General features: G+C 49.3%; 20 protein-coding genes. 6 read left to right on the plus strand and 14 right to left on the minus strand.

From position 1 onward, the window contains the following. The first annotated feature begins 66 nt into the window (after window positions 1-66). The gene (locus FPZ49_RS30345; protein ID WP_144854113.1) at window positions 67-720 is read left to right on the plus strand and encodes a lysoplasmalogenase; all 654 of its coding nucleotides are present in this window, start codon (window positions 67-69) and stop codon (window positions 718-720) included. A 243-nt stretch (window positions 721-963) separates the two neighbouring features. Here the strand turns inward: FPZ49_RS30345 and FPZ49_RS30350 are convergent, their stop codons facing one another. The 3 genes from FPZ49_RS30350 to FPZ49_RS30360 form a co-directional block, all read right to left on the minus strand. Further along, window positions 964-1,668, minus strand: a complete 705-nt coding sequence (locus FPZ49_RS30350) for a peptidoglycan recognition protein family protein (protein ID WP_144854114.1) — start codon at window positions 1,666-1,668, stop codon at window positions 964-966. A 170-nt stretch (window positions 1,669-1,838) separates the two neighbouring features. Then, window positions 1,839-2,984 (minus strand): GNAT family N-acetyltransferase, encoded by a 1,146-nt coding sequence (locus FPZ49_RS30355; protein ID WP_144854115.1) that lies wholly within the window; start codon window positions 2,982-2,984, stop codon window positions 1,839-1,841. 177 nt (window positions 2,985-3,161) lie between these two features. Continuing rightward, entirely contained in the window at window positions 3,162-3,731 is a 570-nt protein-coding gene (locus tag FPZ49_RS30360) for a dihydrofolate reductase family protein (RefSeq protein ID WP_144854116.1), read from the minus strand. Between the two features lie 623 nt (window positions 3,732-4,354). Between FPZ49_RS30360 and FPZ49_RS30365 the strand changes: the two genes are divergently transcribed. Next, window positions 4,355-5,338, plus strand: coding sequence for an aldo/keto reductase (locus tag FPZ49_RS30365; protein WP_144854117.1), 984 nt, complete (start codon window positions 4,355-4,357; stop codon window positions 5,336-5,338). A gap of 271 nt (window positions 5,339-5,609) precedes the next feature. On the opposite strand, the gene FPZ49_RS37710 is transcribed toward FPZ49_RS30365, so the two are convergent. The 5 genes from FPZ49_RS37710 to FPZ49_RS30375 are packed head-to-tail and all read right to left on the minus strand — an operon-like array spanning window position 5,610 to window position 8,057. Next, window positions 5,610-5,768: a YheC/YheD family protein gene (locus FPZ49_RS37710; RefSeq protein ID WP_391563884.1), complete on the minus strand. Its 159-nt coding sequence runs from the start codon at window positions 5,766-5,768 to the stop codon at window positions 5,610-5,612. Beyond that, window positions 5,743-5,994, minus strand: coding sequence for a YheC/YheD family protein (locus FPZ49_RS37715; protein WP_391563885.1), 252 nt, complete (start codon window positions 5,992-5,994; stop codon window positions 5,743-5,745). Before FPZ49_RS37715 ends, FPZ49_RS37710 begins: the two co-directional genes overlap by 26 nt. Beyond that, window positions 5,918-6,244 carry a YheC/YheD family protein gene (locus tag FPZ49_RS37720; RefSeq protein ID WP_186446192.1) on the minus strand — a complete coding sequence of 109 codons (327 nt, stop codon included), beginning with the start codon at window positions 6,242-6,244 and terminating at the stop codon, window positions 5,918-5,920. Before FPZ49_RS37720 ends, FPZ49_RS37715 begins: the two co-directional genes overlap by 77 nt. Before the next feature lie 16 nt (window positions 6,245-6,260). Next, complete coding sequence (locus tag FPZ49_RS30370) at window positions 6,261-7,265, minus strand: SDR family oxidoreductase (protein ID WP_144854118.1); 1,005 nt, start codon at window positions 7,263-7,265, stop codon at window positions 6,261-6,263. A 33-nt stretch (window positions 7,266-7,298) separates the two neighbouring features. Beyond that, window positions 7,299-8,057, minus strand: coding sequence for an SDR family NAD(P)-dependent oxidoreductase (locus FPZ49_RS30375; RefSeq protein WP_144854119.1), 759 nt, complete (start codon window positions 8,055-8,057; stop codon window positions 7,299-7,301). Window positions 8,058-8,690: 633 nt separating this feature from the next. On the opposite strand from FPZ49_RS30375, the gene FPZ49_RS30380 reads away from it, so the two are divergent. Then, on the plus strand, window positions 8,691-8,993 hold the full coding sequence (locus tag FPZ49_RS30380; RefSeq protein ID WP_144854120.1) for a Dabb family protein: 303 nt from the start codon (window positions 8,691-8,693) through the stop codon (window positions 8,991-8,993). 115 nt (window positions 8,994-9,108) lie between these two features. Here FPZ49_RS30380 and FPZ49_RS30385 read toward each other — a convergent pair whose 3' ends face one another. The 4 genes from FPZ49_RS30385 to FPZ49_RS30400 all read right to left on the minus strand — a co-directional run bounded on the left by FPZ49_RS30385 (window position 9,109) and on the right by FPZ49_RS30400 (window position 13,594). After that, window positions 9,109-9,948, minus strand: a complete 840-nt coding sequence (locus tag FPZ49_RS30385) for a hypothetical protein (RefSeq protein ID WP_144854121.1) — start codon at window positions 9,946-9,948, stop codon at window positions 9,109-9,111. 256 nt (window positions 9,949-10,204) lie between these two features. Next, window positions 10,205-11,020 carry an SDR family NAD(P)-dependent oxidoreductase gene (locus FPZ49_RS30390; RefSeq protein WP_144854122.1) on the minus strand — a complete coding sequence of 272 codons (816 nt, stop codon included), beginning with the start codon at window positions 11,018-11,020 and terminating at the stop codon, window positions 10,205-10,207. A gap of 90 nt (window positions 11,021-11,110) precedes the next feature. Further along, complete coding sequence (locus tag FPZ49_RS30395; protein ID WP_261381692.1) at window positions 11,111-12,067, minus strand: aldo/keto reductase; 957 nt, start codon at window positions 12,065-12,067, stop codon at window positions 11,111-11,113. Between the two features lie 108 nt (window positions 12,068-12,175). After that, a complete protein-coding gene (locus FPZ49_RS30400) occupies window positions 12,176-13,594 on the minus strand; it encodes an MFS transporter (protein WP_261381693.1) in 1,419 nt (472 codons plus the stop codon). A gap of 185 nt (window positions 13,595-13,779) precedes the next feature. Here FPZ49_RS30400 and FPZ49_RS30405 point away from each other — a divergent pair, with 185 nt between their 5' ends. Beyond that, window positions 13,780-14,697 (plus strand): AraC family transcriptional regulator, encoded by a 918-nt coding sequence (locus tag FPZ49_RS30405; RefSeq protein ID WP_144854125.1) that lies wholly within the window; start codon window positions 13,780-13,782, stop codon window positions 14,695-14,697. 108 nt (window positions 14,698-14,805) lie between these two features. Then, window positions 14,806-16,947, plus strand: coding sequence for an ATP-binding cassette domain-containing protein (locus tag FPZ49_RS30410; RefSeq protein ID WP_144854126.1), 2,142 nt, complete (start codon window positions 14,806-14,808; stop codon window positions 16,945-16,947). On the opposite strand, the gene FPZ49_RS30415 is transcribed toward FPZ49_RS30410, so the two are convergent. Together FPZ49_RS30415 and FPZ49_RS30420 are read right to left on the minus strand one after the other, a co-directional pair. Then, entirely contained in the window at window positions 16,911-17,519 is a 609-nt protein-coding gene (locus FPZ49_RS30415) for an SET domain-containing protein (RefSeq protein WP_144854127.1), read from the minus strand. The genes FPZ49_RS30410 and FPZ49_RS30415 overlap by 37 nt on opposite strands. A 230-nt stretch (window positions 17,520-17,749) precedes the next feature. After that, window positions 17,750-18,355 carry a dihydrofolate reductase family protein gene (locus tag FPZ49_RS30420; protein ID WP_144854128.1) on the minus strand — a complete coding sequence of 202 codons (606 nt, stop codon included), beginning with the start codon at window positions 18,353-18,355 and terminating at the stop codon, window positions 17,750-17,752. 190 nt (window positions 18,356-18,545) lie between these two features. Here FPZ49_RS30420 and FPZ49_RS30425 point away from each other — a divergent pair, with 190 nt between their 5' ends. Beyond that, a complete protein-coding gene (locus tag FPZ49_RS30425; protein ID WP_144854141.1) occupies window positions 18,546-19,763 on the plus strand; it encodes an MFS transporter in 1,218 nt (405 codons plus the stop codon). Window positions 19,764-21,138: the final 1,375 nt, after the last annotated feature.

The following is a 21,138-nucleotide window of genomic DNA, read 5'->3' on the forward strand; positions in this document are numbered from 1 at the left end:
GTCGAATAAATAGCGTTATGGCATCATCTTATTTGCTTCAAATTCGAAAAAGGAGGCGCCGCCGCCATGAAACGATACGGATTGCCCGCGCTCATCACGCTGCTCGGCCTGCTATACATCTTCGCCATCCCTACGGATCCCGAGTGGCTCAAGCTGCTGTTCAAGCTGCTCCCGATGTGGCTCATCATAGCTTACGCCTACATGCAAATCCCGTCCGGCAGTCGGACGCGCACGCACACGATGGTGCTCGTCGGCCTGTTCTTCTGCATGCTTGGCGACGGGCTGTTGAGGTGGTTCGTGATCGGCTTGTCCGCTTTCCTGATCGGGCACCTGTTCTACACGGTCGGCTTCTGGAGCCGGCGGCAACTCACAACAGGACGACTCCTAACGCTGCTCCCGATTGTCATCTATGGCTCCTACATGGGCAGCCAGCTCGTGCAATCGCTTGTACAGCACGGCGAACAGGGGCTGATTGCCCCGGTGCTCGGGTACATCGTTGTCATCTCTCTGATGGTCTGGTCGGCGATCTTGACCGGCCGTCCGCTCGCGATCGTGGGCAGCCTGCTGTTCCTAACGTCGGACTCGATTTTGTCCTGGAACATGTTCGTATCCAATGTCGCTTACTCCGGACCGCTGATCATGCTGACATATTACGCTGCTCAGTTCTGTATCGCAGCCAGTCTACACACCCTAGGCCATGAGATCGCATCAGGCGTATGATACTGTCTCTTCTATGTACACAATTGAGACCATTCCCATTCCCCGTAAATCATCCAAGCTACTGGACTCTGTGCAGTCTAAACTCAGGGTATTGAGATTTAGTAAAAGAAAATGATTTAATATTGAACATTGACTAGTACATATCCAGATAAATTCTCGGTCACTGACTAGTTCAAAAAGTTAGCCATTGCAAGACAATTCCGTCAGCCCACAGCCTGCCGGGATTGTCTTGCGGCTAAGAAATCAGTGTTTAATCTCCCTCACTAAATTTTTTTCAAGCATAATATCGTACACTTGCTCAAAATAATTGAGGGCCCACTCACTCTCACCATCACCTTGTGGAAGCAGCGTAAACATGTACTCGACTTCGTTCCTGATCTCATCCGCTTTGAGCTTGCGGATATCAACCGGCGGCGTAGTGAAGGCGTTGTACAGATACGTCACATCATTGATTACGTTGTCCCAGGTTTTGCTCCATTCCGCAAGGTAATCGTCAGGATCCTCGTGATTTGTTCCTCCCAATTCATTACTTACTCTTTTATGAGACCATAAGGTAGCGGAGGAAACGCCAAGCTCACGTTTAAACAGTAGATAGGCGAGAAGCCATACGTAGCGATTGTATGATTCAGTAAATCTGGCGGACGCTTCTGGTGATCCGTCATTTCTGACTTGGCATAGCTCGATGTGCAGGAATCGGGGGTTCGCTTTGGGACCAGCCCCGTAAGCCTTGTAATCCGTGCTGGCTGTTTGTAGGATCATGTTCCAGTCTACGAAGAAATGGACGAAGGCATCTTCATAATTCTGCGCCATCCAAGCTCGCTCGTTCGGAGCGCCTACGGGCTGATAATTGGATGTGGCGTGCGCGACCACACCCTCGTAGGCGCCGACTCCGTTTCGAAACGGGATCTGCGGCAGACCCGGGACTAAATCGACCGTTATGTCATACATGAGAGTTATCACTCCTTTCATTTTGGATGAAATAGTATATTCATAGATTTAGCAGAATGCTTGGACAACATAGTGCGGAACCTTTTGTGGAATGTTGAAAATCTTGAATAACACAAAAAACATCGCCAGCGCTATGGCGATGTTAGTAACAAGTTAATCTTATCACTCTATTAAATGTAATTCAACCCACCCGTATATGGAAAAGGCAGCGGGAATAGCTTTTTCAAATCAGCAATGAGTACAGGATCGACATCGTGCAGCTTCGGTGTTTCATCAAATAGAAGCGATACCAGCTCACTGTCCGTTACCATGACCCGACGCTCTTTGAAGGTGACAATTGTATGTTTATGGTCGTCAGTCCGATTTATGCGGAGGCTTTCGAAATCTGCTTCACTCTTGCTCCGTAAGTAAGGTGAGGCTTGCTCAAGCAGTCGCTTGGCATCGACAATGCGTATGGTACCGCTATTGCCCATCTCACTCCATTTCGCTCCGCTCCTTTCCAACCCCGCACCGAGCTTCCTTTCTATTTGCACAGGCAACACTACCTTCAAAGTGACAAGACTGTGTTCCTCGATCACATGGGCGAACAGCTGTGCACAGCCTTCCGGGGAACCGCCATACTCGACGACGAACGGCTCGTGCTCAGTATCCAGACTTTTGAGCGCAACAACCGCGAATGCATCAACCTTCCCCTGTTGCTCAGTCACATATACACAATGCGAGTAACCGCGAGCGGTGGCAACTGGCACGGTCAGCGACAGAAATGCGGTATCCCATACACTGCTTACGAACCGGACAACTCGCTCCTCGAATAATCGATGCACAGCGAACAAGTCCGTTTCATTCATCAGACGAATTCGCGTATCGTTCCCTCGCTCTACTGCAATTGCTGCAGCAGATTCACTGTCGATCCTGTACTGAGCGAATACACCGAATGGGTAGCAGCCGGCGCGAGTATATATCTGCCGATTGCCGGAAACGAGAATAAGCGAGGCGCCTGCTTGCTCGGCATGATAAATGGCACTTTGCAGAACTTTGGAGGCGAAGCCTTGCCCAACGTAATCCGGGTGCGTGCAAACGGAACCGACCGAATATATGTTCAGACGCGCATCTCCTATTGCAACGATGGTCGGAACGAAGCCGACAAACGATACTAGCCTATCATCAATAAACAGTCCGTATGAATGACTCGTCACATCGGAATAAATGTGCGGAAATGCTGCCTCCATCGGCAGTCGGCCTTCCCTTTTAAACATCAAATTAGCCAGACTCATTGCTTCTTTGAACTCAAGGCCTTTCAGCAAACGAACGGTCATTGCTACACTCCTTCTTCATTTAGATTTTCTAATGCTGTATGAACAGTCGCTACTCCCTCATTTTACCACACGAACTTAACCGTTACTTTAACGAAAAAGGGAACAGCTGCCGTCGCGACAAGCTGCTCCCTAGATCTTTGTACTATCTCGTACCCGTTAGCGGAACACCTTGTACGGCTATTTCTCCAACTCATAGCGGGCCGCGATAATGCCCGACTTGAGCGTTCGGCTGGACAGCAGCTTGAGCCTGATTTTCTCGCCGTCGCCGTCGAATACCGATTTTCCGCCACCCAGAACGACCGGACAAATTGTAAGCAGAAATTCGTCGATCAGGCCGAGCTTAAGCAGCGTCTTCGCCGCTCCCGGGCTACCGAAGATAACGAGATTTTTGCCGGGCTGCTCCTTGAGTACCTTGATTTCCTCTGCGATATTGTCCTTGATCAGCATCGTATTGTTCCATTCCACCTTGTCCATCGTGCCGGAAATGACGATCTTCTTAACATCCTGCAGCCATTTGGCATGCTCCATATCATGCCTCGACGCATTTGGGTCGTCCAGCACCGTGGGCCAGTAGCTCTCCATCATGCGATACGTCGTGCGTCCGTAAACGGGAACTCCGACTTCGGCGACGATCTCCTCGGCGTATTTCTCAAATTCCTCATTGTACGGAATCCAACCGAGTCCTCCGTTCGAATCCGACGCATACCCGTCCAGCGACACATGCATGAACAATACGAGTTTTCTCATGTTCGTTTCTCCTCCGATTTCGAATTTATTTTATTCGATTTTTTTGGCCGTTTGCCCGCGTTTCATCCTGCTGCTACGTTCATTATAAATCATTACGTTACGTAAGGCACAAGTGGAAATCTGAATTTTTTTGATGACGACAAAGTTTCTCAAAACTGCCGGTTAGCTTAACTTAGCAAGATTGTGCCTACCTCCTCCCTGCCATCTGTCAGGAATGAGATCGAGTTGCTAGTTAATCGCCATACGTAGCACACTGCAAATAACCGACTGCTATCCCTGGATTTAATTAAGGTTGAGTGAAGCATAAAAGCCATTACCAAAGCACCAAATAACATCGGGATCGTTGAGAATATCCATATCTGCAGCGTATTGACTATGGACTTCCAGAAGTTTTCATCCTGCAGCAGCAAATAGCTGAACTGGTTTAATCCAACAAACTCCATCTCGCCGATTCCATCCCATTGATGAAAGGAGAGATAGAGCGTATGGGAAAACGTTTTCCAATGGATACGCTACCTATAATAACTTACCTTTTTTTCAGTACTTACGTGCAGTAGACAAGGCGTCTATACTAAAGGAGTATCTCCATATTTTTCGAGTTCAGGAAGGGATGTGTAGTCCAGATGCAGTACCGTAAATTAGGCAATACGGGAATAAAGGTGCCGGAGGTCAGCTTAGGCTGCATGGCGTTCGGCAGGTGGATAGACAAGCAGCAATCGTACCGGGTCATGGATGCTGCTTTAGATGCTGGGATGGTGTTATTCGATACGGCGGACGTTTACGGACGCGGTATGGATAGCGGTGACCCGACGCAGTCCGGTGAATCCGAGGCGGTTATGGGCGAATGGCTCCGCGGAAAGCGGGATCGCATCATCCTGGCAACCAAAGTTCACGGCAAAGTCGGCACAGCGATTAACGATGCGGGGCAGAGCCGTTACCACATCATGCGCGCAGTGGAGAGCAGCCTGCAGCGGCTAAAAACTGACTATATTGACTTGTATCAGGTACATAGATTCGATGAGAATACACCCCTAGAGGAAACGCTTGGCGCATTAACCGATCTCATCCGTGAAGGTAAGGTGCGCTATATCGGTTGCTCCAATTATGCTGCATGGCAAATCAGCAAAGCGCACGGGCTCAGTGCGTTGCGCGGGCTGCACCGGTTCGAGAGCGTACAACCGCAGTACAGCATCATTGCCCGCGAGATTGAAGCGGAGCTGCTCCCGATGTGCGCCAGCGAGAAGGTCGGTGTGATCGTATACAGCCCGCTGGGCAGAGGGTTACTTACCGGCAAATACCGCGTCGGAGAAAAGCCGCCCGAAGGAACGCGCGGTGCGATTGGGGAGAGGCGGTTGCAGCAAATGATGAGCGAAGAGCGCAACTTCGCCATCGTGGAGCAACTCAAGCCACTTGCCTCAGAGCGGGGTTGGACGTTGGCGCAGTTCGCACTTGCCTGGGTACTTTCCAATCAAACGATCACGTCGGCCATTCTTGGCGTATCCAGACCGGAGCAAATAGCCGATGCGATTCAGCATTTACCGGAGCGGCTAACACCGGAGGAACTGCAGGCCGTAGACATCATTTGCGGACTTGGAACGAAGGGTTGAGCTTGGGATGTTTTAGTCGTGAGTTGAGTCTTAAAAAGCAGCAAGTCCTCTTAAATCTTACTGAATTAACCTGCACCTTTCGTATTATGAGGTCACCAGATCTTTCTGGTCGACCTCATTTTTGTCTTACATTAGTTAAATAAATATAGGGCACTCCATATAGTGGAATGCCCTATCGATCAGGTTTTTATCTAGTGAAAATAAAAGCTGTAGACTGGATTTATTGATCCATTGAACTCTTAAAACATTTGTATCCATCAACCAGCTTTTGTTAGAGCTTCTTGATGTTAAACAACATAATGCGCCGGTACATTGTTTTATCTTTTAAAAGAAGAAAGGGAAATATATTAGGCTTTAAATTGGCTTCGATAATCCATATTCTCCCTTTGTTATCTAGACCGATGTCAAGACCTTCGAAACGTTGGATAATAAAGACCTATTTGTTTTGCTGTTCTCAACGAAATGTTATCAATTTTATTCATAGTTGAATCTGCAAGACTGTTTTTTATTTTGGATAATCGGATCGCCTTTTTCACAGGGAGTACCCTTTTGGTAACATTAGTGACAATGTATCCTGCTTTAGCACGTTTCGCTAACTTTCCGGTGATTTTCCATCGTGAACTTTTTCGTCGTTGTACCATGACTCGTATACCTATCGGAAACCATTAATTTTTTTAAATAAGCATATGCTACCTTCTTACCCTTAAGAGTAATGATTCTTTTTTGGGCATGTAATTCAAATCTATTCTTCGGAATTGAAGTTACTTGTATAACATCTTTGCCCAAGCTTCCGCTAGAAGGCTTGAGCATTACCTTGCCGTACATTTGCAGTAACTTCCACAAAGCCTGTTTGGTCAAACGTTGAGTGTCTGGCAGAAAAGAAACCAGTTTTTTAGACCCTCTCATGATTTTAAACTTAGGGCTAGAGCAGCATCGCCTTTTCCTGGGCTGCTATGATACGATCCATGAGGTCATTCCAGGCCGCGTCGATCGTACATTTGTCCGGATGTGCCTCAAACCATCGGATGGTACGTTGAATGCCCTGCTCGAAAGGCGTTGCGGCGACATAGCTCGGCACGAACCGCTTGATCTTACTGTTATCGAATATGCAGCTGACCACCTTGTCGCCCAGCAGGCCCCCGACGGCATCCGGATCGAAGCCGCAGATAAACTCGGAAGACGCATGGACGAGGTTAGGCTCAACACCGGCAGCGGCCCCGATCGCGCGGTATATGGCGTTCCAGTCCAGCACCTCGTCCGACGTGATGTGAAACGCATGTCCAACCGTTTGGCTGTTGCCGAGCAGGCCGACGAAGCCTTTGGCGAAATCGGTATTGTGCGTCATCGTCCATAGCGATGTGCCGTCCCCATGTACCAATATAGGCTTCCCTTTCCGCATGCGGTCCACCAGCGACCAAGGATGCCGCCAGCTGTTTAAGGAAGCCGGTATCATCGTAACACCGTAGGTAAAAGACGGGCGCACAATCGTCAATGGAAAACCGTCGTTCCTGTAGGCCTCCAACAGCAGCTGCTCGCAGGCAATTTTATCCCTCGAATACTGCCAATAAGGGTTGGACAGAGGCGTCGATTCCGTAACCCAATAATGCGTGGATGGCTTCTGGTAGACTGAGGCGGAGCTGATGAAGATAAATTGCTTCGTCCGCCCCTGGAACAGCTTCCGGCTCGTCTCCGCCTGCTCTGGGGTGAACGAAATCCAGTCGACGACGACGTCGAACCGCTCAGTGCCGAGCGCTTCCGCCGCTGCAGCCGGGTCGCGGATATCCGCCATAATGGTCCGGGCCCCCTTCGGAACAAATTCCGTCCGGTTGCCTCGGTTCAGTAAAACAAGCTCCATTCCCAATTGAACAGCGAGCTCCGACACCGCTTCGCTGATTAACCCCGTCCCCCCGATAAACAATACCTTCATTGAATCACCCTTTTCTCATATTTTGCCGAAGTATCAGTCCATCAACTGCCCGCCGTTCACCTCAATAATTTCTCCTGTAATGTAATCCGCATATTCGGAGGCAAGGAATAAGGCCGCGCCGACCGCCTCCTCCGGAGTGCCTTCCCGCCCCATCGGGATGGTGGACAACGTCTTCTCCCGGATCGGCGGAGGTGTAAACCGGTCGTGGAACGGGGTTGCGATTACCCCCGGCGAAATAGCGTTTACGGTAATTCCGTATTCGATCAGATCCTTGGCCATTCCGCGCGTCATCGTGCTGACGCCCCCCTTGGCCGCTCCGTAGGCGATGGAGCCGAAGCCTCCGCCGTTGCGTGCCGCAATCGAGGTGACGTTGATGATACGTGCCTTGCCTGCTCTTTTCAGAAGAGGCAGTGCCGCTTTCGTGACCAGATAAACCGATTTCAAGTTTACGTTCATCACGCGGTCCCACAGCTCTTCTTCAAGATCCTCCAGCCTTGTACGCTGAATGAGTGCACCTGCATTATTGACAAGTACGTCCAGTTGGCCGTATGCCTCTTGGATCTGCGCGACCATTCGCTCCACCTGGGCGCGATCACCCACGTCTCCGCGGACCACGAGGCAAGAGCTTCCCTGCTCCAGCAGCTCGTCGCGCAAACGTTCTAACTCGTCGATACTGGAGTTGCCGTGAATGACGACGGTCGCCCCATGCCGTGCAAAAGAGACTGCCGCCGCTCTGCCGATCCCGGTGCTGCTGCCGGTTACCCATACGACCTTATTTTCGAATGAATACATCCTTCTTCCTCCCCTATACTTCATGTAATCGTCCTCACCCTAAGTATACCTAGTCCAAGTTCCCGGTTAAAGGAGTTACCTCAGGTATACCTAGTTACCTGCACTCGTCGTGACAACAAAAAACCATCGTCCTTTTGCAGACGATGGTTAGATTAACAGCAGATGGACGACAATTGAATTAGTTCGACTAAGACCTTTTCAAATAAAATCCCTGCATTTGTCATAATGTAGGGCTACACACCCAGGTTGCCAATGACGATTTCAAACACCAACAAAAAATGTAGTAAAGTATACTACGTTATTAGATGCTCTCTCACGAATAGCAATTTCGGTAGGAGTTCCACTAACAGAGACTAAATGGCCATTCCGGAAAAATGGAGCAATGAACCTCCGTAGTTGCACATTATTTCTTGCTCGTGCAGCTATCACTAAACTTTCAGCGAAATTACGATCACGCGATATTTTCAAAAAGAGCGGAAGAATTCTTCTTGATGTACTTCTTAAACCTAGTGAAGTTAACCGAGCGCCCCCAAAATTAGTGTCATACCGCATTTTATTCGCCAATCGGACGACGGTTATCGAATTGTGATACACTGATTAAGAAACCAAATTTCTATCCGGAGGGACCGCGTAATGGACAGCCTAAGTATTCGCCACATGGTCATATTCAATTTAAAATATCCGAAGGGCTCGAAGGAAGCGGATAAGTTTCTTCAAGACGGGAAAAGCATTCTCACCTCTATACCGGTCGTGCAAAACTTTGAGGTGTTCCGGCAGGTCAGCGTTAAGAACGACTACGAATATGGCTTTTCGATGGATTTTGCCGGCGAGGCGGACTATGAGGCGTACAATGAGCATCCGCTGCATGTGCAATTCGTGCAAGAGCGCTGGAATACAGAGGTTGAACGATTTTTAGAGATTGATTTTAAATTATAGTGCTTCTTTTGGGAGCAGCCTGCGGGGCTGCTTTTTTTGTTGTGGGCTAAACAGCACTTGGCAACTTAGAACACCCCCGTTTGCTTGTATTGCTGCTTAACAAATATTGCTGTTCTTACACCGACCAGCTGAGCGCCGTCTCCAGCATCGACTTCAAAGATTCGGCCCTGTGCAGCTCCGGTTTTTCCTTGAGCTTGGTGAACTCCTCACCGATATATCGGATAAAATCATCGCGAAGATGCTCGAGTTGCTCCACCGTCAACAAATATAAATAAGCTTGAACATAGTCGTAATCCGGGTACCATTCCCTGTTTTCCAGAAAAGCTAAGGATGAACGCTGGTACCAGGCCCGGGTACTCGCCTTCAAAGCCTCTGTTATCTCCGAATCCTTCCCGGACATAGCATAGAGCCGGTCTTCGGATAGCAGACCTCTGTACTTCACGGTATCGCTACCCGGAAAGGTGTTCGGAAGCTCATGAAAACGAAGCAGCTTGTCCTGCATCTCAACATAGGCATTCGCCCCGGCGTAACGCGGGTTGAGCTGCCGTCTCACCGCGGCATGAGCGATATCTTTCAGCAGGGCAAGCGCTTCTGCAGCTTCTTGCTTACCGGGGGAACCCGCGAAGAACAACCCTTGCTTGCCGGCGCGAATTTCCGCCCGGTCGATGGCGTCGTGAAGCGCGTCCGCCAATTGCTCCTTGCTGTGTGCAGCCCACCTAGCGAATCGGTCGGTTAAATTTTTGCTTATGCTAAACTCCCTGCGCAATATATTGACAATGTCGACCCCGCCGCTGCCTTGAACTGTGTTTAGTATTTCAAGCAATAATCTTTCCAGGTTTTTAGCCTTTTTGATGCTGACTATAACCTCGTCCGGAACCGTGTAGACAATTGCCTGCTCTTTCCGCTTTATTTCGTCAATAAGCTGCTCCAGTTCTTCAAGTAATGGCTGCTGCATTCCTGGTTCACCCTTTCTTGGAATCATTATTCCATCTTTTCCCGAATTGTAACGAAAAATAGCGTGTGCGAAAAATTTCAACACAAACGCCCATTGAGTCCCATACTGCCTTAAATTCAGATACACTTGAATACCTAAATTCCCTAACTTCGTTCATTGCCTTTAGTGCAACCTCATAAAGCTCGACATACGCTCACAAAAAAACTGCCCCCCAATTGTTAGGTATGTCTAACAATTGGGGAGCAGTTCACCCACATTACTCAAACAAATCGTATTCTCCTTCGGCTTGGGCCTTTTCATAGGCATCCCGCGGAATTTGCGTAGCCAGCTTACCGCCGCTGATGTCGATTATCGTCCCAGTAATGTATCCGGCGAGATCGGAGGCTAGGAAGCAAATGACGTTGGCAACTTCCTTCTTGCTGCCCCACCGACGCAGCGTCAGTGTATCCAGCAGCTGTTGCTGCTTCTCGGGAGGCTGCTCGGCGAAGTGGTTCATCTCCGTCGGAATCATGCCTGGCGCATAACAGTTTACCGTTACGTTCCAGGGCCCCAGCTCCCCTGCCAGCACACGTGTGAGCTGCTCGACACCCGCCTTGGACGAAGCATAGGCAGCAGTCCCGATGGAAGGCACAATTGCAGCGAACGATGCGGCATTAATGATTCGTCCCGAACGCTGCTTTTTCATAATAGGTGTAATCGCCTTACACATGAGAAAAGTACCCTTCAGATTGACATCCAGATTCAAATCCCAAATCTGCTCGGGCAAAGTATCGACCGACCCGCCGCCGAGCACACCGGCATTGTTGACCAAAATGTCGATCCGACCGTGTTCCTGAGCAATGCTCTGTACCATCGCTTCAATTTGGCCATAATCGCGAACATCGCACAGGTATTGGCTCCCTTCATACCCCAGCTCCGCAAAATCACGACGAATCTCATCCAGATAAGACTGGTTGATGTCCGTAATAACTGTGGTCACTCCTTCGCTTGCCAACGTATATGCGATCTCTTTACCAATTCCGCGTCCTGCACCGGTCACGACAGCCACCTTGCCTTGCAGATCGATTAGCAAGCGATATCATCTCCATCAATTAGTTTATTTCTAGCAAACGATCGTCACTCCATTGCACATTTGCACCTTGGATTGGTCGGTACGGGGCAGTCAGCCCGCGGGGAAGGCCTCATCTAAAAGCTTTTGATGTTCCTCAGACATCTTCCAGCCGACTGCACCGACATTATCATCCAGATGTTCGGTGCGGCTGACACCCATGATGGCGGAGGAGACGGCCGGACGATGGATAATCCAGTTTAAGCTGACCTGTGCAGGCGTTTTTCCAAGCTCCTCGGCAATGCTATTTAGAATCTTGACACCGCTCCTCAGCCTTCTTGCCCGTTCGACAACCTCCGGTTCGTCTGCCCCGCGGCTGCCCTCCGGAATGCTCTCCGCGTATTTGCCTGTAAGAACGCCACCGCCAATCGGACTGTAGAGCACCATGCCAATGCCTTGATCCACGCACAGCGGTTGCAACTCCTTCTCGATGGCGCGATTAGCCAAGCTGTAGTTCGGCTGAACCGAAACAAAGCTAGAGAGCTTATTGACATCGCTAATCCACAATGCTTTCGTTAATACCCAGGCTGGGAAGTTGGAACAGCCGATATATTTCACTTTCCCCTGACGAATAAGATCGTCGTACGCGCGAAGCGATTCCTCCATCGGTGTATTCCAATCCACCCCGTGGGCTTGATACAAGTCAATGCAGTCGACTTTCAGTCGTCGCAAGCTGCCTTCAACTTCGCGCATGATGTGATACCGGGATTGGCCGCTTTCATTCGGTCCCGGACCCAATTGGCCATGTACCTTTGTTGCGATCACGAGCTTGTCTCGATGACCCTTGATTGCCCTGCCGAGAATCTCCTCCGCTTCCCCTCCAGTGTAGCGGTTCGCCGTGTCAAAAAAGTTAATTCCTTTATCGATTGCCTGTTGAATTAACCGAACCGCATCGTTGGCTTCCACCTTCCCCGGCTTACCCCACCGTGGATTGCTGCTTCCGAAATTCCAGCACCCAAGTCCAATCCGGGAAATCTTCAGTCCGGTTTTGCCCAGTCTCACATATTCCATGCCCAGTCACCCCTTACCGTTTTCTATAATCAAGTATAAATGAGCTTGCCAAGACTGGAAATAACTGAAAATTTAGAAACCTACTTACCTATACTTTACTAAGGGTGGCTAAACTGCCCTTGCTCCATCTGCACGACGGCGCGTAACGCTCGCTCTATCCGCCGGCAGCAGAAAGATCAAGACCGCAACCAGTGAAGCTGTAAGGAAAATGACCGAACCCCAGATCGAGACGGAGATCGCATGTGCAAAAGGCGTACCGGAAGTAACCTCCGGTCGGTTCGCCGACTCGAAGACGGCAATCAGAACCGCGAGCCCGAGCGACGCTCCGGTCTGATGAGCGACGTTGACAAGCCCTGATGCCGCTCCCGCATCATTAGCCTCGACACCGGACAACCCTAACGTCGTGAACGGTTGGAAGATCATCCCGGCACCGCCCCCCATGACAATCAACGGGAAAAACAATTGGGGGAAAAAGCTGGAATCCGCCGAAATGAAACTCAGCCAGCTTGTCCCGGCGATCGCGATTACCAACCCTATAATCAATACTTTAACGTTCCCAAATCGGGTTACGAGCGAAGGCATGACATACATCATTCCGAACTGAACGGCCGTGAATGGCATAATCGCAAGTCCGGCCTCCAATGAATCAAAGTGAAGGACGTTCTGCAGAAATTGCGGAACGAAGAAAAAGATCGGATAATTTCCGCACACGAGCAACAGCCTTCCCAAGTAAGCTCCGGATCGCGCTCGGCTCGCGAACAAGCGAAGAGGTGTAATCGGCTCTTTCGCCCGTGCTTCGGTCTGTACGAAAGCCGCTAGCGAAATTCCTCCAAGAGCGAGCGAGCCCCATACTTCCGGTGACCCCCATCCAACAGACGCGACTTGAACAAAACCGAATGCCAGCGCCGTCATTCCGATTACCGATGTCAAAGCTCCCATGATATCCAGATGCCCCTTTTTCGTATCTGTCTCCCGCATATATCGGGGCACCATAAGGAGCAGAGCGATGCCGATCGGCACGTTGAGGAACATCCCGGCCCGCCAAGAAATCACGTCCGTAAGCAATCCGCCAACGATCAGGCCGACGCTTCCTCCGGCTCCCGATACAGCGCTGTAAACAGCGATCGCCTTTGACCGCTCTCGGGCTTCCGAGAAGGTAACAGACAATAAGGCGAGCGCCGACGGCGTCGCCATCGCTGCCGCCAATCCTTGCAAAGTGCGGGCGGCAAGTAGAAGCGAAGCAGACGGAGCCAAGCCTGCCAGCATCGATGCTAGCGAGAATAAGGCGATCCCCGCGCTGAAGGTTCTTCTCCTTCCAAAGATGTCCCCTGCTCGAGCGCCTAATAACAAGAAGCCGCCGAACGCCAAAACATAAGTGTTCTGCACCCAAGTCAATACAGCCGTTGAAAGATGGAGTGTACGGCCGATTTCAGGAATCGCGGTAATCAAGATGGAAGCGTCGAGCACCATCATCAGCTGACTAGCGACGATCATCATCAGAATGATCCGTTTCGAATGTTCATTCAAGAGGTTAACCTCCCTTTCCTGTTCTAACGACATTATGGCACCAATCGCTTTCGCGAAATAGCTCGTTCCTGCCTAAAAATTGATCAATAATGCAAAAGTATAATTCTTATAATTCGATAAATGGGTTGGCTCTCTTCGGGGGAGGATGTATAATAGAAGGAAAAAAAGAACGGGGGGACGCTCCCATGCAGACAAATTTGGATCAATTGTTGGAGCTGGTGGACTTTCTTAATCTTCCTGAGGGGCGAACAGAGGCGGTTGTCCCCTTTGTTACGTTGGTCCGGCGCAACCGTCCGACGGCGATGATGCCCGGCGTTATCACACCATCATTTTGCCTGATTCTACAAGGTGCCAAGAAACTCCATCTCGGTCAAGACACAATCTATTATGGTCCGGGCGACTATTTGGTCTCGTTGTTTGACATTCCGGCCTCCGGGCAAGTCGTCGGCGCTACGCCGCAATCGCCGTATATCGGCTTACGCATTGATTTAACTGCGGAAGAAATTGCCTTTGTCATGAGTGAAGCTAAAATCAATGTGAAACCGCTCAACAGAAAGACGGGCCCCGGAGCCTATGTAGGCAAATCCGATGAGCACTTGCAGCTCTTATTAATCCGCCTGATGGAGTTGCAGGGCAAACCCGAGCCGGAAACTCGCTTTCTGTCTTCGCTGATCAAACGCGAGATGATTTTCCGCTTGCTTACGGGAGATTACGGGCACTTGTTTGTCCAACGAGTCTTCATGGACCAGCAGAACGAGGGAATCAGCAGAGCCATTGAATGGATCAAGGATAACTACAATAGAACCTTTACGATTGAAGAGGTTGCGAAATCATCCAACATGAGCGTATCTGGACTTCATCACAAATTCAAAGCGGTCACGACGATGGCTCCTCTGCAATATCAGAAGCAGCTCCGTCTCCAGGAAGCGAGACGCCTCATGCTGAACGGCTCCGCGAACGCGACGGCCGCCGCTCTGGAAGTCGGATATGAGAGCCCAGCTCAATTCAGCCGGGAATACCGTCGGCACTTCGGGCTACCACCGCTACAAGATATTAAAGCTTTACACAGATTACCCGTACCGGAAGCATTCGAGACCAGCTAAAAACCTTCAATTCCGCGAAAGACTCATCCCATCAGCACCACTATTCTCCAAATCCTCCCACGATGGTAAGATAGAAGAATGGTTTGATACACACATGGGAGGTCCATCATGTTTGCCTTTATCCGTCTGCTTTGTTCGTCATTCCTGCAGTACAAGCTGCAAACCGTCCTTTTGCTAGCGGCTCTCCTCGTTGAACTGGCCTTCGAAACATTCATGCCCCTGAGCTACAAATTCATTATTGATTATGCCATTGTTCCGCAGCAGTATCGATTGCTTTTATTGATTTTGTCGCTGATGGTAGTTGGAGCCGTTGCTTGCGTTGTAACCGGCATCTACCGTGACCGTATGTTCGCAGGACTCGGATCCCGCATCGTAACGAATTACTATAAGCAGCTTTACGAGAAGCTGCAGAGCCTCTCTACGGATTTCTACCACCGCGTCAACGGCGGGGATATCGTCTCCCGCTTTAATAACGATCTGATTTCGATCGATACCTTCATCAAGCTGATCCCTTACGCGCTTCTGTCATTGTTTGGGCTTGTCTTGAATGTTGTCGTGCTATTCGCTTTGCAGTGGCAGCTTGCGCTGCTCGCCGTGATCGGTTTACCGCTGTGTTTGATCGGACCCAAACTGTTTGGTGCGAAAGCGTACGATGCTAGTTACCAGCTTAAAGAAGATCAGGCGGGCATCGCGACTGTCGTCCAGGAGAATGTGAGCGCGCAGCCTGTCATCAAAGCCTTCGGGCTGCAGCCGTTAATGATCCGGCGGTTCGCCGACCGTATGTTTATATACGAACGGTTATTGACCCGATCCAGCTTCTTGAATTTCCTGATCGACCGTACGACCAATATGGGCACGATGATTTTGAACCTAATGACGATTTGTGTTGGATCGCTGCTCGCTTACTTCGGAATTCTCACGATCGGCTCGCTGCTCGCCTTCAGTGCCATTCTGATCAGCTTAAGTTATCTCGTTGCCGCGATCACCTGGCTCGCGCCCCAGTTTATCGAGGCAACGTCGGGGATGCAGCGGTTCCGGGAGCTGATTGAGGAACAGCCGAGTGTACCCGGCAACGAGCTGGCCGCCCTACTGCCTCCATTCGAACGGCACATTGAATTTCGCAATGTTACCTTCGCGTATAGCCCGGAACAACGGAGCCTGAACAGTGTCCGGTTTACCATTCACAAAGGCACCTATGTCGCCTTTGTTGGGGCCAGCGGCTCGGGGAAAAGCACGATCATAAACCTACTGATGCGTTTCTATGATCCTCAGACGGGCTCCGTTCTTTATGATGGGACCGACATCCGTCATATCGAACTGCAATCGCTCCGATCGCAAATCGGCATCGTGTTTCAGGAAAGCTTTCTTTTCCGGGCTTCCATCCGTGAAAATATTCGTCTCGGGAAGCCGGAGGCATCCGATGAGGAAGTGATAGAAGCCGCGCGCTTGGCCGAGATCCACGATTTCATCCTGACCCTTCCGGACGGATATGATACGGATGTAGGCGAACGAGGAGGTCGTCTGTCCGGCGGGCAGCGGCAGCGTGTGGCGATTGCCCGGGCCATCCTGCGAAACCCGGCTATCCTGATTCTCGATGAAGCGACATCGGCGCTCGATCCGGCCACCGAGGCGGCGATCAACCAGACGTTGCAGCGGATTACCGCCACAAGAACCGTCATCTCAGTAACACACCGTCTCGCTTCGGCTGAACATGCCGATTGTATTTATGTACTGTATCAAGGGGAAATTGCGGAGCATGGCCGCCACCAGGAATTGCTCCAACTGCCTGAAGGACGCTATAGGCAGTCGTGGAGGAAGCAGGCAGGCTTCGAGATTAGCGAGGATGGCTATCACGTGGAGGTGAGTGTGGAGCGGCTGAAGCTGTTTCCGATATTCTCGGAAATGGAAGAGTCGGTGTTACAAGATGCCGCTCACTTTTTTGTAACGGAATCGTATGCCAAGGACAGAACGATCATCCATGAGGGTGATCCGGGGGATAAGTTCTACGTCATTGTGCGAGGCAAAGTTGAGGTGTTGAAGAAGGACAGCGAAGGAAACAATGAGCGCGTGGCCGTGTTGTCTGACGGCGATTTCTTCGGGGAAGTGGCTTTACTACGCAACATTCCCCGAACGGCGACGATTCGCACATTATCGCCAATCGTCTTTATCACGCTGCAACGTGAATTTTTTCAGGACTTATTAAAAAGGGCTCCTCACTTAACTTCATTCCTGGAGTTACGGTCAAAATAAATCAATCGAATGGAATCGACCAATCGATGCTCTTTGGCGGCGATTTGTACCTTCTCTTGAAACTCCGGACGGATGAGATGCGCCAGCGGCTGCTCAACCTCGTCATAGTGGTGGAAAGCATCCAGCGCTTGTGCATCCCATACGTCCGCATATTGCATTAAATCGCCTGGCATCACTCGTGTTCGTTCGGTCCCTTCTTCCGGAAAACATTCAAACGGTTCATCCACATTCAATGAGCCGTAGTCATCGGTCAGCTGCTCCCCGGGATGGATGTCTCTGACCGCAATCTCGATCTCATAGGCGGTACCGATGCAGTTGGCATGGAAGCTGTGGTTCACATAGCGGCCGTTATCCCAGCAAAGGATATACTTTCCGTCCTGGTTGCGGTACGAATATTTCAAAACGGGCTTTTTCCGGTCTTCCTCGAGAGCCTCCACCACTTCCGGATCCAAAATTTGATCCAAATCATCGAGCGCCCAGGTAATTGTACCTTTAGGGATGAGTCGGGTAGCAAAAACACCGAACCCTATTTTATCATCGATGTAACGCAGTTCCGTATGCGGATGCATCATGTCGTCCATTCACTCCTTGTCGGATTATGAGGATAATTATCAATCCATTCCTAACTATAATTATCGATAAACCTGTCGATTCCTGCTTTTTATTGGCGAATTGTCAAAACGTGAACGAAAAAAAAGAACCTTCGCAGGCCCTCTTTTCCATGTACTTAATATTTAATTGTTTTCGTCGTATTGAAGAAAGACATTACACTTTCATGGAATCCATAGTGGTCCGTCGTATCCTACTCCATGTTGCCGAAAATCGGTTTTCCCGCAGCCTCGTAGCGCAATAGAACCGAGCCGCTCTGAAACGTTCTGGATTCAAGCAATTGCAGGGCCGTCGGTATTGTTCCGGAATCGAAGAACCGTTTTCCCTTTCCGAGCAATACCGGAAACTGCCAGATATTCATGCGGTCAATCAGCTCGTGACGCAGCAAGGTCTGGATCAGGTCGCTGCTGCCGGCGACGTGCACCTCTGAATACCTCTTCTTTAGCAATGGCACACTTGTGGTCACATCCGTATCGAGCAGCTTTGAGTTGTTCCAATCGACGCTCGTTAATGTTCGGGACGCGACATATTTCGGCTTCTCGTTCAACAGTTTGGTGAACGGGTTGCTCGCCGGAGCCTGCTGCCAGTAAGGTGCGAAGATTTCGTACGTTTTGCGACCGAGCAATAGCGCATCGAGCCTCGCATAATCAGCCGCGATCAGTTGTCCGGACTCCGCATCGACATACGGTGCCTGCCACCCGCCATAGCCGAAACCGCCCTCGCGATCTTCATCGAGCCCTCCCGGAGCTTGAATAACGCCATCCAACGTCATGAACATATGCACAACCAGTTTTCCCATGTTCCTTTTTCATCCTTCCAAAAAATTTTTACATGGATTCCCCTTGTTGGGCAACAGTTTGGTCAATGATCTCTTCGGAGAAGAGCCCCTCAAAATATCTTTAATAACGTTGATAACTAAAAGATATCATATTTTAAAGCGCTTTAGTGCTATGATAAGGAAGAAACTGGTGGTTGGGAGTGATTGGGAAATGCTCTTCTCATGGAAGACAAATCTGTATGTAATGTGGATTGGATCTTTCTTTATCAGTGTATCCTATTCGGTTTCCATTCCTTTTCTGCCGATTTTTTTACACGAGGATTTAGGAATAACGGAGCACTTGGATATTTGGTCTGGCGCGGTGTTTGCCATCAGCTTTTTGGCTAGCGCTTGTATTGGCCCCTACTGGGGAGCGCTCGCGGACAAATATGGCCGGAAGGCTATGATGATACGCTCCGGGGTCAGCTTTACGATTCTTTACTTTCTCACATACTTCGTACACAACCCATACGAGCTGTTGGCCTTAAGATTTCTGAACGGCTTGTTTGCCGGATACATCCCTTCCGCCGTGGCTTTAACGGCCACCAACACGCCTGAGAAGCATATTGGATATGCGCTTGGCGTCATGTCCACCGCTACCGCCGCGGGAGGGATCGTCGGCCCGTTAATCGGAGGGTTCCTAAGTCACTTGTTCGGAAGCCGCAACACGTTTTTAATTGCAAGCGGTTTAACTTTGGTTTCTTTGCTGATAGCCGTAATTTGGGTAAAAGAAACGAAGTTCAATAAAGCTGCCGAGCGGTCTAAAGTTTGGGATAACATTAAAGAAGCCCTCTCAAACCGTCAGCTTTTTATCGTGCTTCTGCTTACGATGGCTACGACGATCTCCGTAATGGTGCTTGAACCACTGCTAACCATTTATGTATTGCAGCTAGGTATGGACAAAAATTCAGCCTCGCTAAGTTCAGGAATTATCTTCTCTGCCGTAGGGATCGCCACGCTCATCGCCGCTCCCCAATGGGGAAAAGCCGGCAATCGTGTGGGTTATGGCAAGATATTATTTGTCGGCCTTCTCGGCGGAGGGATCGGAAATTTGCTTCAGCTCCTCTTCTCTAATATTTATTTGTTCGGATCGCTAAGATTTGTTTATGGCTTGTTTTTTGCCGCAGTTTATCCTGCTTTAAATTCTTTAATCGTAAAATCAACCGATCCAGGCTTCCGAGGGCGCGCATTCAGCTTAAACCAGTCAGCCATGCAAATCGGCACCCTGATCGGCCCCACTCTGGGCGGGTTCCTGTCCAGCATGCTTTCCATACCTGCCGTATTTTTGATTAATGGCGTGGGGATGCTTTTGATCGCTTTTGTTATCCGTGTCCACGATTTTGGAAACCAGCCCGTCGCACACAGAAAACCACCTATGCACGATTTCTAATGTAATGAGAGATACGTCGGTAAAAAAGAATCGTCATACTTAAAGTAAGCCAATAAATTGGGAATGAAAAAAGCATAGAGTATCCATTCTTATATGTAATCATTTTAAATACAACTGACATCCTTTCGAATCCGATCGCAATTACAGACCAAACGATGACATAGATTACGACGCTTTTGGCTTTACTCTTAAACACGTCATAAAAATAAATAAAAAAATAGGCAAACGGAGCATATAAAAAATAAGAGACGAGGTCAAACACATCATAATGAGGCGAATCGTTCACATCATAAAAGTCAAACAATCCTCCTCCAACCGTAAAATCCCAAAACTTCGCCACTGTGAAACCCCACAAAAAAAGCAGAAAGGTCACTTCTGCGTTAAATTTTCTCGGTAGAAAGTACGAGAGTGTATATGTACAAATTATCCCGATGGTAATAAACCACTCATTGATATCAAAATTTTCATATGGTGTCAGACTCATTGAGAACCCCACACTTTATCCTGTTCAAACGTATGACGATACCAAGCTCGCGACATGATTGCCAAAACCATTAAGATCAGGTAACAAATCGACGAGTAGACCAAATACCAATTTACATATGTAATAATTTTAAAATGAACAAGTAACGCTTCAAGCAAAAGGAGAAATAGGACATGTCCCGAGCTAACGTATACTATACTAAATGGCGATCTGCAGATATTCAGCATGCGGAGAACAAATAAGATTTCAAAGGGAATGGTCACACTACGATATAATAAAAAGGCCAGATATTCGGGAAGCTTTTGAGAGATTACGATTAGCTTCATATCCTCTGCCACGATCCATGTAGCATCAATGATGATGTTGAGGAGGACCAAAAACAAGAAAACGTCCTCTATCTTTCGGGGTTTTGCGGGAATCGTCAAATACAATGTCAAAACAAGCACAGTTATGACTGAAACCATCGTTAGTCCAACCAACTTTAGCGAGCCTCGTTTCTTTATGAAGGTTCTGTCCCATACACTTCACATTCTCACCGTTATCCCGGGTTTTATTCACCTACAGAACCGTTCTCCGTTAGCCGTCAGGAATGTAATGCCTATATTTTTGCAACATATTGGTCATGAAGCCGCAGTCCACGATCATCCTGCCGCCCCTTTTCTTTCCGCAATAGTTCCTTTCTCGCTTCAATCCACTGATCTCTAGAACAGACTGTGTGTTTTTCCTTAATAATACCTCCCTGACCACATTTTACTATTATCAGTTCATTCTACCCGATATTGGAATGCACTATGCTGCCCGTTAGAAGCGATGGTCGTTGAACGCTGATCAATAACAAATACCCGCTCCTAATGAGCGGGTATTTGTTATTGTAGAGGCCTGCCCAATTGC

Source organism: Paenibacillus cremeus (assembly GCF_007786445.1).
Taxonomy (GTDB): Bacteria; Bacillota; Bacilli; order Paenibacillales; family NBRC-103111; genus Paenibacillus_G; species Paenibacillus_G cremeus.

Coding starts and splice junctions, on each gene's coding strand:
- FPZ49_RS30375 (WP_144854119.1), bottom strand. CDS start 8,057: ATGTATTCATTCGAAAATAAGGTCGTATGGGTAACCGGCAGCAGCACC.
- FPZ49_RS30345 (WP_144854113.1), top strand. CDS start 67: ATGAAACGATACGGATTGCCCGCGCTCATCACGCTGCTCGGCCTGCTA.
- FPZ49_RS30370 (WP_144854118.1), bottom strand. CDS start 7,265: ATGAAGGTATTGTTTATCGGGGGGACGGGGTTAATCAGCGAAGCGGTG.
- FPZ49_RS30415 (WP_144854127.1), bottom strand. CDS start 17,519: ATGATGCATCCGCATACGGAACTGCGTTACATCGATGATAAAATAGGG.
- FPZ49_RS30425 (WP_144854141.1), top strand. CDS start 18,546: ATGCTCTTCTCATGGAAGACAAATCTGTATGTAATGTGGATTGGATCT.
- FPZ49_RS30350 (WP_144854114.1), bottom strand. CDS start 1,668: ATGTATGACATAACGGTCGATTTAGTCCCGGGTCTGCCGCAGATCCCG.
- FPZ49_RS30395 (WP_261381692.1), bottom strand. CDS start 12,067: ATGGAATATGTGAGACTGGGCAAAACCGGACTGAAGATTTCCCGGATT.
- FPZ49_RS30385 (WP_144854121.1), bottom strand. CDS start 9,948: ATGCAGCAGCCATTACTTGAAGAACTGGAGCAGCTTATTGACGAAATA.
- FPZ49_RS30365 (WP_144854117.1), top strand. CDS start 4,355: ATGCAGTACCGTAAATTAGGCAATACGGGAATAAAGGTGCCGGAGGTC.
- FPZ49_RS30420 (WP_144854128.1), bottom strand. CDS start 18,355: ATGGGAAAACTGGTTGTGCATATGTTCATGACGTTGGATGGCGTTATT.
- FPZ49_RS30355 (WP_144854115.1), bottom strand. CDS start 2,984: ATGACCGTTCGTTTGCTGAAAGGCCTTGAGTTCAAAGAAGCAATGAGT.
- FPZ49_RS30410 (WP_144854126.1), top strand. CDS start 14,806: ATGTTTGCCTTTATCCGTCTGCTTTGTTCGTCATTCCTGCAGTACAAG.
- FPZ49_RS30380 (WP_144854120.1), top strand. CDS start 8,691: ATGGACAGCCTAAGTATTCGCCACATGGTCATATTCAATTTAAAATAT.
- FPZ49_RS37720 (WP_186446192.1), bottom strand. CDS start 6,244: ATGAGAGGGTCTAAAAAACTGGTTTCTTTTCTGCCAGACACTCAACGT.
- FPZ49_RS30405 (WP_144854125.1), top strand. CDS start 13,780: ATGCAGACAAATTTGGATCAATTGTTGGAGCTGGTGGACTTTCTTAAT.
- FPZ49_RS30360 (WP_144854116.1), bottom strand. CDS start 3,731: ATGAGAAAACTCGTATTGTTCATGCATGTGTCGCTGGACGGGTATGCG.